Origin of the sequence: Stutzerimonas zhaodongensis (genome assembly GCF_003696365.1) — a bacterium.
Classification (GTDB): Bacteria; Pseudomonadota; Gammaproteobacteria; order Pseudomonadales; family Pseudomonadaceae; genus Stutzerimonas; species Stutzerimonas zhaodongensis.
The window spans coordinates 184460-201620 of sequence record NZ_RFFM01000005.1; the positions used below are offsets into that span (position 1 = coordinate 184460).

The 17161-nt window shown below is 57.1% G+C and carries 15 protein-coding genes; 5 read left to right on the plus strand and 10 right to left on the minus strand.

Features of this window, described 5'->3' with window-relative positions:
* Positions 1-30: 30 nt before the first annotated feature.
* Entirely contained in the window at positions 31-948 is a 918-nt protein-coding gene (gene prmB, locus EA797_RS17950) for a 50S ribosomal protein L3 N(5)-glutamine methyltransferase (RefSeq protein ID WP_122167758.1), read from the minus strand.
* A gap of 189 nt (positions 949-1137) precedes the next feature.
* On the opposite strand from prmB, the gene EA797_RS17955 reads away from it, so the two are divergent.
* The 4 genes from EA797_RS17955 to folE all read left to right on the plus strand — a co-directional run bounded on the left by EA797_RS17955 (position 1138) and on the right by folE (position 3411).
* Entirely contained in the window at positions 1138-1731 is a 594-nt protein-coding gene (locus tag EA797_RS17955) for a cysteine hydrolase family protein (protein ID WP_122167689.1), read from the plus strand.
* Positions 1732-1817: 86 nt separating this feature from the next.
* The gene (locus EA797_RS17960; protein WP_122167691.1) at positions 1818-2135 is read left to right on the plus strand and encodes a hypothetical protein; all 318 of its coding nucleotides are present in this window, start codon (positions 1818-1820) and stop codon (positions 2133-2135) included.
* A gap of 71 nt (positions 2136-2206) precedes the next feature.
* Positions 2207-2764 carry a Smr/MutS family protein gene (locus tag EA797_RS17965; RefSeq protein WP_122167693.1) on the plus strand — a complete coding sequence of 186 codons (558 nt, stop codon included), beginning with the start codon at positions 2207-2209 and terminating at the stop codon, positions 2762-2764.
* 101 nt (positions 2765-2865) lie between these two features.
* Complete coding sequence (folE, locus tag EA797_RS17970; RefSeq protein WP_122167695.1) at positions 2866-3411, plus strand: GTP cyclohydrolase I FolE; 546 nt, start codon at positions 2866-2868, stop codon at positions 3409-3411.
* Between the two features lie 72 nt (positions 3412-3483).
* Here folE and EA797_RS17975 read toward each other — a convergent pair whose 3' ends face one another.
* Positions 3484-4089, minus strand: coding sequence for a glutathione S-transferase family protein (locus EA797_RS17975; protein ID WP_122167697.1), 606 nt, complete (start codon positions 4087-4089; stop codon positions 3484-3486).
* Positions 4090-4126: 37 nt separating this feature from the next.
* Complete coding sequence (locus EA797_RS17980; protein WP_122167699.1) at positions 4127-5293, minus strand: aminotransferase-like domain-containing protein; 1167 nt, start codon at positions 5291-5293, stop codon at positions 4127-4129.
* A gap of 79 nt (positions 5294-5372) precedes the next feature.
* Between EA797_RS17980 and EA797_RS17985 the strand changes: the two genes are divergently transcribed.
* Complete coding sequence (locus tag EA797_RS17985; RefSeq protein WP_122167701.1) at positions 5373-5855, plus strand: MarR family winged helix-turn-helix transcriptional regulator; 483 nt, start codon at positions 5373-5375, stop codon at positions 5853-5855.
* Positions 5856-5983: 128 nt separating this feature from the next.
* On the opposite strand, the gene rpsA is transcribed toward EA797_RS17985, so the two are convergent.
* The 7 genes from rpsA to gyrA all read right to left on the minus strand — a co-directional run bounded on the left by rpsA (position 5984) and on the right by gyrA (position 17091).
* Positions 5984-7669: a 30S ribosomal protein S1 gene (gene rpsA, locus EA797_RS17990; protein ID WP_083380720.1), complete on the minus strand. Its 1686-nt coding sequence runs from the start codon at positions 7667-7669 to the stop codon at positions 5984-5986.
* A gap of 173 nt (positions 7670-7842) precedes the next feature.
* A complete protein-coding gene (gene cmk / locus EA797_RS17995) occupies positions 7843-8529 on the minus strand; it encodes a (d)CMP kinase (RefSeq protein ID WP_122167703.1) in 687 nt (228 codons plus the stop codon).
* Entirely contained in the window at positions 8526-10772 is a 2247-nt protein-coding gene (locus EA797_RS18000; RefSeq protein WP_122167705.1) for a bifunctional prephenate dehydrogenase/3-phosphoshikimate 1-carboxyvinyltransferase, read from the minus strand. The genes cmk and EA797_RS18000 overlap by 4 nt, the downstream gene beginning before the upstream one ends.
* The gene (gene hisC / locus EA797_RS18005) at positions 10769-11878 is read right to left on the minus strand and encodes a histidinol-phosphate transaminase (protein ID WP_122167706.1); all 1110 of its coding nucleotides are present in this window, start codon (positions 11876-11878) and stop codon (positions 10769-10771) included. The genes EA797_RS18000 and hisC overlap by 4 nt, the downstream gene beginning before the upstream one ends.
* A gap of 82 nt (positions 11879-11960) precedes the next feature.
* On the minus strand, positions 11961-13058 hold the full coding sequence (gene pheA / locus EA797_RS18010) for a prephenate dehydratase (protein ID WP_122167708.1): 1098 nt from the start codon (positions 13056-13058) through the stop codon (positions 11961-11963).
* The gene (gene serC, locus EA797_RS18015; protein ID WP_122167710.1) at positions 13058-14143 is read right to left on the minus strand and encodes a 3-phosphoserine/phosphohydroxythreonine transaminase; all 1086 of its coding nucleotides are present in this window, start codon (positions 14141-14143) and stop codon (positions 13058-13060) included. Before serC ends, pheA begins: the two co-directional genes overlap by 1 nt.
* Positions 14144-14283: 140 nt before the next feature.
* Positions 14284-17091: a DNA gyrase subunit A gene (gyrA, locus tag EA797_RS18020; RefSeq protein ID WP_122167712.1), complete on the minus strand. Its 2808-nt coding sequence runs from the start codon at positions 17089-17091 to the stop codon at positions 14284-14286.
* Positions 17092-17161: the final 70 nt, after the last annotated feature.

Genomic DNA, 17161 nt, shown 5'->3' on the forward strand with positions numbered 1-17161 from the left:
CGGCCGCCAACGATGCGCTGCCGGGCTGGATCAGTGCAGGCGCTCTCGAAACAGCGCCTGATGATCACGACATTGGCTGGCAGCAAGAAGGAATACTCCGTGCCCGCCTTCATTGAATTCCAGCCAAGTGAAATCCACCTCTGGATACAGCGCTTCCACATGCACCTGACTGTTACCAACTTCGACCACCAGGGTTCCGTCATCGGTTAGGTGATCGGCCGCTTCGGCGAGCATACGCCGCACCAGATCAAGTCCATCGTCGCCGCAAGCAAGCCCTAGAGCGGGCTCATGGTGGTACTCGTCAGGCATATCGGCAAAGTCTTCGGCGTCCACATATGGCGGATTCGAAACGATCAGATCGAAGCGCTGCTTGGGTAGACCGTGGAAGCCGTCGCTCTGCACCGTATATATGCGCTCTTCCAGACCGTGCTGCTCGATGTTCCGATTGGCCACCTCCAAGGCTTCGAATGACAGATCGGCAAGCACCACTTCCGCCTCAAGAAATTCATACGCACAGGCGATTCCGATGCAACCGGAACCGGTACAGAGGTCGAGAATTCGAGCCGGCTCCTTTGCCAGCCAGGGCTCGAAGCGACGCTCGATCAGTTGGCCGATCGGCGAGCGAGGGATCAGCACACGCTCATCAACGATGAAGGGAAGTCCGCAGAACCAGGCTTGCCCAAGCAGGTAGGCGGTAGGCACACGCTGCTCGATGCGGCGACGCAGCAACCCTTGCAGATGCTCGCGTTCAGCATCTTCGAGACGGCAGTCGAGATAACTGTCGGCCATCTCCCAAGGAAGATGCAGTGCGCCGAGCACCAGCTGTCGAGCCTCGTCCCACGCGTTGTCCGTGCCGTGACCAAAGAACAGCTGTTCGGCATGGAATCGGCTGACAGCCCAGCGAATGTGATCACGCAAGGTACGCAGTTGGGAAGGCGAAGCGGTCACGGGCGGCATCTCCTGTCAAAAACGAAAGAGTTTAGCCGAAGGTCGTATGGGTTTCTCAGCCTTGATGTTGCCCAGTGCTGGCCTGTGGCCGGTTATTGTCAATTCAGCTGACGAATCATCGGTTTGGGCAGTTCACATCTGTGTCATCTGGCGCCACAATCAGGCCCCCCTCAGAACAAGGAGTCAGTCATGTCCAAGCCACAGACTTTGCTTCAGCTCAGTGGCCGCAGTTATGCACCGGCGACTCTGGCCAACGCGACCCTTCTGGTGATCGACGTTCAAGAAGAATACCGGTCGGGCGCCATGGCCCTGCCTGACTTGAACCCGGCGCTTGAGGAGATCACCAGGCTACTGGCCTTGGCCCGGGAGGCTGGAGCACCAATCGTGCATGTCCATCATCTCGGCATCCCTGGGGGATTGTTTGATCCACAGGGCCAACGTGGCCAGATCATGCCCGAAGCCGCCCCTCTTTCAGGCGAGACAGTAATCGGCAAGACACTGCCCAATGCCTTTGCCGGCACCAAACTTCACGAATTGCTGCAGCAGCATGGTCGTCTCGACTTGATCGTATGCGGCTTCATGACTCATTCAAGCGTCAGCACCACGGTGCGCGCTGCAAAGGACTACGGATATCGCTGCACATTGGTCGATAAGGCATGCGCGACACGTGACCTGCCTATGGGTGATGGTGCAATCGAAGCAGCGCAAGTGCATCAGATGGAGATGACTATTCTCGCGGACAACTTCGCAGTATGCGTACCTGATGCCGGAGCAGTGGCCTAAATCGATTCGAGCCCTGCTGCGTTACCTACAATGAATAATTTGGCCGAACGACTCCGTTCATAGCCCGTTCTGACGAGGTAACCGGAATGAAACGAACCGATGGATTCGACGCTCGCCGCCTCCGCCCCCGACAGCACCGAAGCCTCGGCTCCCGCCTTGGTGCAGCGTTCGGGACGCTATTGATCATCACCGGTTTTCTCTTGCTGGGCGCCGGGGCAGCGTCATTCCTCGACGACATTCAAGCCTTCGCCAACGTACCTTTGGAGAGAGAGGCGGCCATTACGCTCATGACTCTCGGCGCTATCTTGCTGGTGCTCGGTGCTATCGTCCGTAAGCGCGTGCACCGACGCCTTCGGGAGCCCAGTGGGCTGAGCATGTCCCCTCGCCTTAATAAACGACGTTGAGCACGCAAGAACTTACCTTTGCAGTCGAAACATCGCTTTCGGCTAAAATCGCCGCCCAATGCGGAGGCCTCATGCAAGACGATGATTTTTCACTGTTCAAATCGGCGGTTCGTGGCGTCAAACCGATAGCGCACGATCGTGCCGATACGGGCAAGCCACGCAGCAACAAAGCCCAGATTACTAATCGCCGAGCCCACGCTGTAGTCACTAACGGTGAAACCCGCATCGATGGGCTTTCTGATCTATTTGTCATCGATGTCGCCGCCGAAGAAGAACTTTACTGGGTACGCGATGGGGTTCAAGACAGCCAGATGCGCAAGCTCAAAGGCGGTCAGATCCATTTCGAAGGCAGCCTTGACTTGCACGGATTGAGTGTAGAAAAAGCCCGCGAGCTGCTCTGGGACTTCCTTGCAGAGGCCTGCAAGTTCGAGATTCGCTGCGTACGAGTTACACATGGCAAGGCCGCACGCATCGACGGCAAACGTCCCTTGATCAAGAGTCACGTCAATACATGGCTGCGTCAGCACTCACAGGTGCTGGGTTTCACATCATGCATGCCAAGACATGGGGGCACCGGGGCCGTTTATGTGATGCTCAAACGAACCATGCTCGAAGGCCGTGACGAATAGTCATGCGTTCTAGACTACTCGAAGTCCAGTGCCGCTTGCAGCCTCGCTGCTGACCCCCTAACCTTCGCACTCGCGCTTTTTGCAAGCCTGACAGGTATTTCATGTCCATGGAAACTCATTACACCGCGATCCTTGGCCAGCTCGGCGAGGACGTAAACCGCGAGGGTTTGCTCGATACGCCCAAGCGCGCCGCTAAAGCGATGCAGTACCTGTGCAAGGGCTACCAGCAAACGCTGGAGGAAGTCACCAACGGCGCGCTGTTCAGCTCGGATAACAGCGAAATGGTGCTGGTGAAGAACATCGAGCTCTATTCTCTGTGCGAACACCACATGCTTCCGTTCATAGGCAAAGCGCACGTGGCCTATCTACCCAACGGCAAGGTGCTCGGGCTTTCGAAGGTTGCACGCATCGTCGACATGTACGCGCGGCGATTGCAGATCCAGGAAAACCTCACCCGCGAAATCGCTGAAGCAGTTCAACAGGTCACGGGGGCTTGGGGTGTCGCGGTCGTCATCGAAGCCCAGCACATGTGCATGATGATGCGCGGCGTGGAAAAGCAGAACTCTTCAATGGTCACCTCGGTAATGCTCGGACAGTTCCGCGAAAATGCCGCCACCCGCGGTGAGTTTCTTGGCCTTGTCAAATAACCAGACGCCGAGAGCATTTTCTGAAGCTCTCGGTGATTTTTGACCCTGCTCCCGCGCTATTTAAGCCACTGCTCAATCAAACATGCCTACATGTCGCGGATGACTGGCCACTCGCTGTAACCAAGCGCAGATGGCCGGATAGCCATCGAGTTTGAAACCACCCTCTTCCGCCACATGCGTATATGCATACAGCGCGACGTCGGCGATCGAGTACTGATCGCCGACGAGATAAGGCGTGCGTTGCAGTTGCTGTTCCATGACATTCAGGGCGCGGTAACCCTCCAGATGTTTGGCAGCGTAGTCTTCGAGGCGATCGTCCGGGAGCCCGAGATAGACCTTGATGAATCGCGCCACGGCAACGAACGGCTCATGGCTATATTGTTCGAAGAACTGCCACTGCAAAACTTGAGTTCGGAGCCTCGGAACTGAAGGCAGAAATTCACTCCCTTCCGCAAGAAAGTTGAGGATCGCATTCGACTCCCACAAACAGGTACCGTCGTCCAACTCAAGGACAGGGATCTTACCGTTTGGATTTTTCTTCAAAAAAGCCTCTTCACGGCTCTCACCACGAAGAATGTCTACTGCAACCCACTCATAGTCACGTCCGAGCAAGTGCAGCATCAGCTTTACCTTGTAGCAATTGCCGGAACGATAATCGCCATAAACCTTGTACGTCATTTTCCCCTCCCAACCTTATGCAATAACCCAAGCTTCCTTATGCAGCCTCAACTACATAGGCACCGCGAACAACGCTCGCTAGAAGCCTAATGCCTTCATCGAGTCGATCCGGCGCGACATGGCTAAAATTCAGGCGCAGGTATCCAGGGTTCTGTTCAGGATCGACGAAGAACGGCTCCCCGGGCATGAAGACAACATCACGTGCAAGGGCAGGCTTCAATAGCGTTCGTGTGTCCAATGGACGCTTCAGGCGCAGCCAGAAGAACAACCCTCCTTGCGGCAATTGCCAGTCAGCGAGATCGAAGAAATGCTTAGTCAGGGCGTCTTGCATTGCGTCGCGTCGCAAACAATAGAAACGCCGCAACTCAGCAAGATGTGCGTGATACTGCTCGCTCCCTAGCCATTGAAGCGCCTGCCATTGCCCAATTCGATTGGTGTGAAGATCCGCTGACTGTTTTAGCCGGAGCAGATAAGGAAAGAGATCCGGTGTCGCTATCAGGTAGCCAACCCGCAGCCCTGGTAGCAAGGTTTTCGAGACGGTGCCGGTATAGATCCAACTGGCCTTATGCATGCGGCTGACTATCGGCCGCGCATTTTCATCGTCGAACACCAGTTCACGATAGGGCTCATCCTCTATGAGCGTCACATTGTACTCATCGAGCAATGCCGCGACGGCGTCACGCTTTTCTTCGCTATAGCGTACTGCCGAGGGGTTCTGGAACGTAGGAATCAAATACGCGAAGGCCGGATGATGCTTCTCGAGACGCTGTCGTAATGCATCCAACAAAGGCCCATCTGATTCCTGGGGTATAGACAGGCAATCGGCTCCAAACAACTGAAATACCTGTAACGCAGCAAGATAGGTTGGCGCCTCGAGCAAAACTTCCGTACCGCGATCGATGAACAACTTGGAAGCGAGGTCCAGAGTCTGCTGGGAACCACTCACGATCAATACCTGACTGTCAGAGCAGTCAATGCCAAGCGAGCGCGCCTCCGCAGCAATCGCCTCGCGGAGCGCTGGCTCCCCTTCACTCATGCCGTACTGTCCCATGCTCGCTGGCATCTGATCCCAGTCCACCTTCGGCAACATGGATTCAGCAGGCAAGCCTCCGGCGAACGACATCACCTCGGGGCGCTGCGCAGCAGCAAGAATTTCTCGGATAAGCGAGCTTTTAAGGCGGTCGACGCGTTCGGAAAAGGCCATGGTGCACCGGATGCAGGAACTGGAAAAATGAGTCAAACTACTTGACCGAAAGTACGCCTGCTACCGCGGATACGTCAACATGCATGACCTAAAAAAAAGTAATGTTCAGCGGCATATCATGGAGAGCTTTTTTCTGGGATATCAGGCCTTCACAGCCAAGCCTGATGAGATACTCGCTCGTCGCGGGCTGTCCCGGGTGCATCACCGCATTCTGTTCTTCATTGCCAGCTATCCCGACCTTAGCGTCAAAGAGTTGCTTGGTTATCTGGGCGTCAGCAAGCAGGCTTTGAACACCCCCCTGCGTCAGCTCATCGAAATGAATCTTGTCGAAAGCAGAACGGCCGAAGAGGACAAGCGTAAGCGCATGCTGCGCTTTACTACGCAGGGCGCCAAGCTGGAACAGGCGCTGCGCCGCGAACAGCTGCGGCTCCTGGAGCGAGCCTTTCAGCACGCAGGCGAGGAAGCGGTGGCTGGCTGGCTGGCGGTGAATCAGGCACTGGCGTCAAGCCCGATACAGACCGCAATCGACACCGCCGCGCCCTTCATTCAGAGCGATCGATAGCTGCTCTGATTGGACGGTTGCAGCTCCATAGCCACTCTGCCGAGCGATTCGGGGCTGAACTCACTTTCCCGCAGGCACAGGCACAAAAAAGGGCGACCGAAGTCGCCCTTTTTCATGGATCGCAGAACTTAGTTCTGGTTTTCCATTTGTGCGCGGATCAGATCACCAATGGTGGTCGGACCTGCAGTCGGCTCTACGTCCTGCTTGGTACGTAGTTCCTTCATCGCGTCCTTCTCGTCCTCAACGTCTTTCGACTTGATGGACAGGCTGATAACGCGGCTCTTGCGGTCGATGCTGATGATCTTGGCTTCGACTTCTTCGCCTTCTTTCAGGACGTTACGCGCATCTTCAACGCGGTCACGGCTGATTTCAGAGGCTTTCAGTGTGGCTTCGATATCGTTACCCAGATCGATGATGGCGCCTTTGGCGTCAACTTCTTTCACGGTACCGCGAACGATGCTGCCCTTGTCATTGACAGCGGCGTAGTTGGAGAACGGATCGTCTTCCAGCTGCTTGATGCCCAGGGAGATGCGCTCACGCTCCGGGTCAACTGACAGGATGACGGTGTCCAGCTCGTCGCCCTTCTTGAAGCGACGCACGGCTTCTTCGCCAGCTTCGTTCCAGGAGATGTCGGACAGGTGAACCAGACCGTCGATGCCGCCGTCCAGACCGATGAAGATACCGAAATCGGTGATCGACTTGATGGTGCCGGAAATGCGGTCGCCTTTGTTGAACTGGCCAGAGAAGTCTTCCCATGGGTTGGACTTGCACTGCTTGATGCCCAGGGAGATACGACGACGCTCTTCGTCGATGTCCAGAACCATGACTTCCACTTCGTCGCCGACCTGAACGACCTTCGACGGGTGGATGTTCTTGTTGGTCCAATCCATTTCGGAAACGTGTACCAGACCTTCGACGCCTTCTTCCAGCTCAGCGAAGCAGCCGTAGTCAGTCAGGTTGGTAACACGGGCCACAACGCGGGTGTTCTCTGGGTAACGAGCCTTGATAGCAACCCATGGGTCTTCGCCCAGCTGCTTCAGACCCAAGGATACGCGGTTACGCTCGCGGTCGAACTTCAGCACCTTGACGTCGATCTCATCGCCAACATTGACGATTTCGGACGGATGCTTGATGCGCTTCCAAGCCATGTCGGTGATGTGCAGCAAACCGTCGACGCCACCCAGATCGACGAATGCGCCGTAATCCGTGAGGTTCTTGACGATACCCTTGACCTGCTGGCCTTCCTGCAGCGATTCCAGCAGAGCTTCGCGCTCGGCGCTGTTTTCGGCTTCCAGGACGCTACGACGGGAAACAACAACGTTGTTGCGCTTCTGGTCGAGCTTGATGACCTTGAATTCGAGTTCCTTGCCTTCCAGGTGAGTGGTATCACGCACTGGACGGACATCAACCAGGGAACCTGGCAGGAACGCACGGATGCCGTTAACGTCGACAGTGAAGCCGCCCTTAACCTTACCGTTGATAACGCCCTTGACCACTTCCTCAGCTGCGAAAGCCGCTTCCAGAACAATCCAGCACTCAGCACGCTTGGCTTTTTCGCGGGACAGCTTGGTTTCACCGAAGCCATCTTCAACCGCGTCCAGCGCAACGTGAACTTCGTCACCCACGCTGATGGTCAGCTCGCCCTGCTCGTTGTAGAACTGCTCGACCGGGATGACGCCCTCGGACTTCAGACCGGCATGAACAGTGACCCAGTCACCGTCGATGTCGACCACGATGCCGGTGATGATCGCACCCGGCTGCATGTCGAGGGTTTTTAGGCTTTCTTCAAAAAGTTCTGCAAAGCTTTCGCTCATGTTTATTCCTGCTGTTTTCGGACGAGGATCCGCCCAATCTCCACATCCCAGATAGAAGTGGGTTCATTCATATAAAAAAAGGCCTGCGGGACTAGATCTGGTCTCCCACATGCCTCCTTGTTAACAGCTCCCGATATCGAGAAACCGTCAGGCCGCCTCTCGGCGGTCGCTCTTCAGGCGAAATCGCGATTGGCGACTTCGCTCAGAATCTGTCCTAACACCTGCTCGATTGATAGTTTGGTGGAATCCAGCTGCACAGCATCATCTGCCGGCCTTAGCGGAGCCACTTCACGGCCGGTGTCGCGCTCATCACGCGCCCGTATCTCATCGAGAAGACTCGCGAGATTAACATCATCCCCTTTCCCCTTCAACTGCAGGTAGCGCCTGCGGGCCCTTTCTTCGGCGCTGGCGGTCAAGAATATCTTCAAGGCGGCGTCCGGGAAGACCACAGTTCCCATGTCGCGCCCGTCCGCAACCAGACCAGGCGGCTCGCGAAATGCTTTTTGCCTCTGCAAAAGCGCCTCGCGCACGACCGGCAATGCTGCAACCTGTGAGGCTCCGGCACCCACCTGTTCGTTACGGATAGCCTGAGTGACGTCTTCTCCCTCGAGAACGATGTGCATCCCGTCGCCGCTTTTCGATGCGCCAAACTGCACATCCAGGTGAGCCGCCAAAAGTTTGAGCGCCTCTTCGTTGGTCAGATCCACACCGTGGTTGCGCGCAGCGAAGGCAAGCAGACGGTAAAGCGCACCGGAATCGAGAAAATTCCATCCCAGCTTGGCTGCCAGCAGCGCAGCAACGGTGCCTTTACCAGAGCCACTGGGGCCATCGATGGTGATGACCGGGACCTGCCAGATCATGAATTATCCTCCACACCTACCCGCATACCGGCCCGCTCGGCCAGCGCAAGGAAGTTCGGGAACGACGTTGCCACGTTGGCGCAATCGTGGATACGGATCGGCGCACTGGCCCTAAGTCCCGCGACGCTGAAAGACATCGCGATGCGGTGGTCGCCATGTGCCCAGACCTCCCCGCCGCCAATACCGCTACCGCCTTCGATGATAATCCCGTCGGGTGTAGGTGTGGCGCTCACGCCCAGGGCTTGCAGACCATCGGCCATCACCTGTATGCGGTCGGATTCCTTGACGCGCAACTCCTCGGCGCCACGCAGTGTGGTGCGCCCTTGGGCGCAAGAGGCAGCGACGAACAGCACCGGAAATTCATCGATGGCGAGGGGCACTAGATCCTCAGGAATGTCGATCCCCTTGAGCTGCGCGGCTCGAACACGGATGTCGGCCACAGGTTCGCCGCCTACTTCTCTCACGTTCGTCAGTTCGATATCGGCGCCCATCAGCTTGAGGATGTCAATTACACCTGTACGGGTCGGATTGACGCCAACATGCTCGAGCGTGATATCGGAACCGGGCGCAATGCTCGCAGCCACCATGAAAAAGGCTGATGAGGAAATATCGGCGGGCACTTCGATCTGCGCTGAACGCAATGTGTGTCCGGACTCGACCGTAGCGGTATTGCCTTTGACGGTGACCGGATAACCAAAGCCTTGCAGCATCCGCTCGGTGTGATCCCGAGTGGGTGCAGGCTCGGTCACGGAAGTCTTCTCGGCAGCATACAGGCCTGCCAGCAGAAGGCATGATTTGACCTGCGCGCTCGCCATTGGCATGTCGTAATGCATACCAGAGAGCTTCTGCCCGCCACGAATGGTCAGGGGCGGACGCCCTTCAGCGGCCGTCTCGATGACCGCGCCCATTTCACGCAAAGGCTTGGCGACACGATTCATAGGACGCTTGGATAGGGAAGCATCACCAGTTAGGGTCGTGTCGAAAGGCTGCGCTGCCAACAAGCCGGACAGCAGCCGCATCGATGTGCCCGAGTTGCCCAGATAGATCGGGCCTGGAGGGGCTTTCAAACCATGTAGACCAACGCCGTGGACTGTAACGCGCCCCTGATTTGGCCCTTCTATGACCACACCCATGTCGCGGAATGCCTGGATGGTCGCCAGGGCGTCCTCGCCCTCAAGAAAGCCCTCTACCTCGGTAGTGCCTTCAGCCAACGAGCCGAGCATGATGGAGCGGTGGGAAATCGATTTATCGCCCGGCACACGAAGAGAACCGCTGAGGCTGCCACCGGGATTGGCGAGGAAGATCAGATCTTTGGAATGCATAACGTCCACATAGGCTCTGCGAGCCAGTATTTTGCTGAAATGTTCTCGGGCGGCCTTTGCGCGGGTGAACACACCCAATAAGGTACGCCCGTCTCCTTCATCGACCGCGGCGCGGAGCGCGTCGAGGTCGGCACGAAAATCGTCAAGGGTATGCAGCACCGCCTCGCGATTTGCGAGAAAGATGTCGTGCCACATGACCGGATCACTGCCCGCAATACGGGTGAAATCTCGAAACCCGCCGGCAGCATAACGAAAAATCTCGAGATTCTCGTTGCGCTTGGCCAGCGAGTCCACCAGACCGAACGCTAACAGATGCGGAAGATGACTGGTCGCTGCAAGCACCTCATCATGATGCTGAACCTCCATGTGCTCGACGTCTGCTCCAAGCGCGCGCCACAGCCCATCAACAAGCGCCAGAGCTGCTGGATCGGTATCTTCCAGAGGTGTGAGAATCACCTTGTGCCGGCGGAAAAGCGTGCTTTGGGCAGCAGTGACCCCACTCTGTTCCGAGCCAGCTATCGGATGTCCGGGCACGAAGCGGGACGGCATTCGACCAAACTGTTCGCGAGCACAGCGAACCACATTGCCCTTGGCGCTCCCGACGTCGGTCAGCACAGCATTTCCAAGATCTAGAGATGCGAGCTCTGCCAACAGGCGCTCCATGGCCAGGATCGGAACGGCCAGCTGAATGACGTCTGCAGCCCGACAAGCTTCCTCCAGGCTTTCTGCGCAGCGGTCTACCACGCCAAGGTCGACGGCTAGTTCTCTAGAGCGCGCATCCAGATCAAATCCGATCACCTCATTACAGTACCCACCGTCGCGCAGCCCCTTGGCAAACGAACCACCAATAAGGCCCAGGCCTACAACGACCAGACGGCCAATCTTCGGTGCGCCAGCCGGGAGTGAGTTTGTTCGGCTCAATGCCCGAGCGCCTTGCGAAGTGCTTCCAGGAAGCGCGCATTTTCCGCCTCTGTGCCGATGGACACCCGCAGAAAGGTCGGCATTCCATAGCTTGCAACAGGCCGCACGATGACACCGTCGCGTAGCAGGGATTGATTGATCGGAGCGGCGTCGCGACCAAAGTCAACGGCAATGAAATTCGCACGTGACGAAATCCAATCGAGGCCCATCGCCTTGAACCCGGTTTCAAGCTGACGCATTCCGGTGGAGTTACATAAACGGCTCTCACTGAGATACGCCTGATCATCAAGCGCGGCACAAGCCGCCGCGAGGGCGAGGCTATTGACATTGAATGGCTGGCGTACGCGGTTCAGCACATCGGCAATCCTGGCCGAACTGATCGCATAGCCTACTCGCAAGGCAGCCAGCCCATAGGCTTTGGAGAAGGTCCGCGAAACCAGAAGATTGGGATGGGCAGCCATAAAGCTCAGCCCATTTGGTAACTCAGCGCCTTCGGCATATTCGATGTAGGCCTCATCCAGCACCACCAGAACTCGCTCAGGTACGCCGGATAGAAAACGCTCCAGCGCCTCGGAGTCAAACCAGGTGCCCGTTGGATTGTTGGGGTTGGCAATGAACACAACGCGGGTATTTCCGTCGACAGCAGCTAGCATGGCGTCGAGATCGTGCCCCCATTGCCGGGCCGGGACCTGCTTCGCTTGCGCACCAACCGCCTGGGTAGCGATCGGGTAGACCGCAAAAGCATGCTCGCTGAATACCGCATTGAGGCCAGGAGCGAGATAGGCACGCGCGACCAGCTCGAGAATATCGTTGGAGCCATTACCGAGCGTTACCTGCTCGACGCCAACACCATATCTCTCAGCCAGCTTGCTCTTGAGTACAAAGCCATTGCCGTCCGGGTAACGGGTCAGCTCGTCGAGATGCGCCTTGATTGCCTCTAGCGCCTTCGGACTTGGGCCCAATGGATTCTCGTTGCTGGCAAGCTTGACGATGGTCGCGGGGTCGAGATCGAGCTCCCGCGCCAGTTCATCCACGGGCTTACCCGGTACATAGGGGGAGAGTTTTTGCACGCCTGGCTGAGCCAGAGCGAGGAAGTCACAGCTCATACATTAAGCCTCAAGCTCACGTGGCCAGCGGCAAGATAAACCCATTGCGCGAGGCTTATAGCTTGTCGCTGCCAGCTGTTATTTAGAGTACCGCTTTCGGATAAGACCCCAGCACTTTCAGCGCAACCGCTTCGCTACCTATCTTCTCCAGAACGTCCTTGATGAGCGGCTCCTGGTGATGACCGATGCAATCGATGAAGAAAACATAGGTCCACTTGCCGCTGCGCGACGGTCGGGTTTCGATACGGGTGAGATCGATGCCATTGGAATGAAATGGCATCAGCAACTCATGCAGGGCTCCCGGCTTGTTGCGCATCGAGACGATGATCGAGGTCTTGTCATCGCCAGTGGGCGGGACTTCCTGGCTGCCGATAATGAGAAAGCGCGTCGAATTGTCCGGGCGGTCCTCGATCTTTTCGGCGATTTTGGTCAGGCCATAAAGTTGAGCGGCCATGTCGCCTGCGATTGCCGCCGAATTCCATTCACTTTTAACGCGCTTCGCCGCATCAGCATTGCTTGAAACTGCAACACGCTCAACGTTCGGGTAGTGAGCGTCCAACCACTTTCGACACTGCGCAAGCGACTGTGCGTGGGAATAAATACGGGTGATGCGGTCTGTTTTTGTGGTTTCACCCACTAACAGATGGTGGTGGATGCGTAACTCGACCTCACCACAGATAACGATGTCGTGCTCGAGAAAGCTGTCGAGCGTGTGGTTCACAGCGCCTTCAGTGGAATTCTCCACTGGCACCACACCGAAATTGACCGCACCGGCAACCACTTCCCGGAACACTTCGTCGATCGCAGCCATTGGCTTGCTGATCACCGCCTGCCCAAAATGCTTGAGCGCTGCCGCTTGAGAAAAGGTGCCCTCCGGCCCGAGGTAGGCGACGCGCAATGGCTGCTCAAGGGCTAGACAGGAGGACATGATCTCGCGAAACAGCCGAGCCATCTCCTCGTTATCAAGCGGCCCCTTGTTGAGTTCCATGATGTGCTTGAGCACCCAAGCTTCTCGTTCGGGCCGATAGAACACCGCTTCCTCTCCTTCGGCCAGGGAAGCGGTTTTGACCCGAGCAACATCCTGGGCGCAACGAGCACGCTCACTGATCAACTCGAGGATTTTCTCGTCGAGGCTGTCGATGCGAACACGCAGCGCCTTTAGCCGGTCGACATCACTCATCAGCCATGCTCCTTCTCGAACTCACGCATGTAAGCGACTAGCGCCTCGACCGCGTCCAAGCCAACTGCGTTGTAGATGGACGCACGCATCCCGCCAACTGAACGATGACCTTTCAGGTTGAGCAGACCTCGCGCATCAGCCCCAGCAAGAAATGCCTTGTCCAACTGCTCATTGGCCAACCGGAATGGCACGTTCATCCAGGAGCGAGCGTTAGTGGCGATGGGGTTGGAGTAGAAGTCACTGGAATCGATCACACCATAAAGAAGGTCTTTCTTGGCGCGATTGCGTTGCTCCATCGCCTCGACACCGCCCTGCTCTTTCAGCCACTCGAACACCAGTCCTGAGAGATACCAGGAGAAGGTGGCAGGCGTGTTGTACATAGAGCCGTTATCGGCGGCGACCTTGTAGTTGAGCATCGTTGGGCAGCTTGACCGCGCGTGACCTAGCAAATCCTCGCGAACGATGATCACTACCAGCCCTGAGGGGCCGATGTTCTTCTGCGCGCCAGCGTAAATCAGGCCGAAGCGTGAGACATCCAGCTTTCGAGAAAGAATGTCGGAAGACATATCGACGACGAGCGGGATATCACCAACCTCGGGAATCCAGTCGAATTGCAAGCCGCCAATGGTTTCGTTACTGGCGTAGTGGAGGTACGCAGCATCGGCGCTGAGCTTCCACTCATTCTGACCAGGGATCGCAAAATAGTCGTATGGCTTGGCGCTCGCGGCTACGTTGATATGGCCGTAGCGGTTGGCTTCTTCGATGCTTTTACTCGACCAGATGCCGGTATCGATGTAATCGGCAACGCCACCCTCAGGCAGCAGGTTCAGCGGAATCTCTGCAAACTGCTGGCTGGCGCCGCCTTGCAGAAAGAGCACTTTGTAGTTAGAAGGGATACTCAGCAGATCGCGCAGATCCTGCTCAGCTTTTTCAGCGATGGCAGTGTATTCGTCACTGCGATGACTCATTTCCATGACCGAAAGGCCGCGGCCTTGCCAGTCCAGAAGTTCGGCCTGTGCACGCTGTAGCACGGCCTCAGGTAGCGCGGCAGGGCCGGCACAGAAGTTGAAGGCGCGTTTGCTCATCTTCGTTCTCTCAAAAACGGTCGATACTTTGCTCGCCCCGTCCGCCGCCATAAAGCCAAGTCCGGAGCTTGCTTTCCTTAACATGCAACAGGGCTGAGAACAAAACGACGGCGGAGCCCTGAGGCCGCGCCGTCGTCAGATCAGATGTCGTCGTCAGTCGGGACTACGTCTGGCGGAACATCACCACCACCGCCCAGCAGATCATCTTCACTTGGCTCAGTGCTGACTACCGGCATCTCCTTGTCCAGTGCGTCCTCGTCGAGCACCGCCTCGATATCTTCAAGGACATCTTCCTCTGAGGGCTCTTGAACCCTCTCAAGACCGACTAGATGCTCATTCTTGCCCAGCTTGATCAACGTAACGCCCTGGGTATTCCGACCCAACGAGGACACTTCGTCTACCCGCGTACGCACCAAAGTGCCCTGATCGGAAATCAGCATGATTTCTTCACCAGGTTGCACCTGCACCGCACCCACCAAAGGACCGTTACGGTCATTGGAGACCATCGCGATGACGCCTTGCCCTCCGCGACCACGCCGTGGGAATTCTGCGAGTACCGTGCGCTTGCCGTAGCCATTGAGGCTGGCGGTGAGGATCTGCGCATTCGGCTCGGGGATCAGCATTGAGATCAGACGCTGCCCTTCCGGCAGCCGCATGCCACGAACACCGCGCGCGGTACGACCCATTGTACGGACGTGCTTTTCCTTGAACCGAATAACCTTTCCGCCATCAGAGAACAGCATGACTTCACGTGCGCCGTCGGTTACCGCCGCTGCGATCAGGGTGTCACCCTCTTCCAGCCCGAGAGCGATAAGGCCAACGCTGCGCGGCCGACTGAACTGCGACAAAGGTGTTTTCTTCACGGTGCCTTTAGCAGTTGCCATAAAGATATAGGTGCCCGTGGGCTCGTCTACCGACTCGTCGCTCTCGTCACCTTCAAGAACTTCTTCGACCTCATCGCTTTCACTGATGATTTCAGCATCTTCGATGTCATCTTCGCCGTTCAGTTGCTGCTGACGCGCCGCCTCGATATCGACCTGCAACATCGCCGTGATGTGCTCACCCTCTGAAAGCGGCAGCAGGTTCACCAATGGGCGACCGCGCGAGGTACGCGACGCTTCGGGAATCTCATAGGTCTTGAGCCAATACACTTTGCCTTTGCTGGAGAACAGCAACAGCGTTGTATGGCTGTTGGCAACCAGCAGGTGCTCAACGTAGTCCTCTTCCTTGACCCCGGTTGCAGCCTTGCCACGCCCACCGCGACGTTGCGCCTGGTAGGCGGCCAAGGGCTGTGACTTTGCATAACCGCCGTGGGAGATAGTAACGACACGCTCTTCTTCGGTAATCAGGTCGGCAAGCGTCAGATCCAGACGCGCCTCGAGAATCTCCGTGCGACGCGCATCGCCGAAGTCGCGCTTGACGCCCTCGAGCTCCTCACGAATCACTTCCATCAGGCGCACCGGGTTGGTCAGGATCCGGATCAACTCGCCGATCTGGGTCAGGATCTCCTGATACTCGCTGAGCAGCTTTTCATGCTCGAGGCCGGTCAAGCGATGCAGGCGCAGATCGAGAATGGCCTGAGCCTGTTCTGGAGAAAGATAGTACTTGCCGTCGCGCAGGCCGTATTGCGGATCGAGACCTTCGGGACGACAGGAGTCCGCGCCTGCACGCTCGACCATCGATTCGACTGCGCTGGATTCCCAGGCTTCGGCAATCAGCGCTTCCTTCGCTTCAGCCGGCGTGGGCGAAGCCTTGATCAGTGCGATTACAGGATCGATGTTGGACAGCGCGACGGCCTGGCCTTCAAGAATGTGCCCGCGCTCACGCGCCTTGCGCAGTTCGTAGACGGTTCGACGAGTCACGACTTCGCGACGATGCCGGACAAAGGCTTCGAGCAGCTCTTTCAGGTTCAGCGTACGAGGCTGACCATCGATGAGCGCTACGACGTTGATCCCGAATACGCTTTGGAGTTGGGTCTGAGCGTAGAGGTTGTTGAGAACGACCTCCGGCACTTCGCCACGGCGCAGCTCGATCACGACGCGCATGCCGTCTTTGTCCGACTCATCGCGCAGCTCGGTTATGCCTTCGAGTTTCTTTTCCTTTACCAGCTCGGCGATCTTTTCGATCAGACGCGCCTTGTTCAGCTGATAAGGCAGCTCGGTGATAACGATCTGCTGGCGACCACCGACCTTGTCGATATCCTCGATGATCGAGCGAGCACGCATATAAATGCGACCGCGACCCGTGCGGTAGGCTTCTACGATACCAGCCCGGCCGTTGATGATGCCCGCCGTGGGAAAGTCAGGCCCAGGGATGAACTGCATCAGCTCATCGATGGTGATATCCGCGTTCTCGATCAGCGCCAGGCAGCCGTCGATCACTTCACTGAGGTTGTGCGGCGGGATATTGGTCGCCATGCCCACCGCAATACCGCTCGATCCGTTGACCAGCAGGTTCGGGATCTTGGTCGGCATGACCGCTGGAATCTGCTCGGTGCCATCGTAGTTGGGCACCCAGTCGACGGTTTCCTTGTCGAGATCAGCCAGCAGCTCATGTGCCAGCTTGGCCATACGGACTTCGGTGTAACGCATGGCGGCTGCGTTATCGCCGTCCACCGAACCGAAGTTGCCCTGGCCGTCGACCAGCATGTAGCGCAGCGAGAAAGGCTGCGCCATCCGCACGATGGTGTCGTATACCGCCGAGTCACCGTGTGGGTGGTATTTACCGATCACGTCACCGACCACACGGGCGGATTTCTTGTACGGCTTGTTCCAGTCGTTACCCAACTCGCTCATGGCAAAAAGCACACGGCGATGCACAGGCTTCAATCCGTCGCGCGCATCCGGCAGCGCACGACCGACGATTACGCTCATGGCGTAGTCGAGGTAGGACTGCTTGAGTTCGTCTTCGATATTGACCGGGAGGATTTCTTTGGCCAGTTCGCCCATGGAAGCCTGGTTCCTTATAGTCAGCAGGGTCCTGCGATTAAGCGCGGAATGGTATCACAGCTGGCGAGCC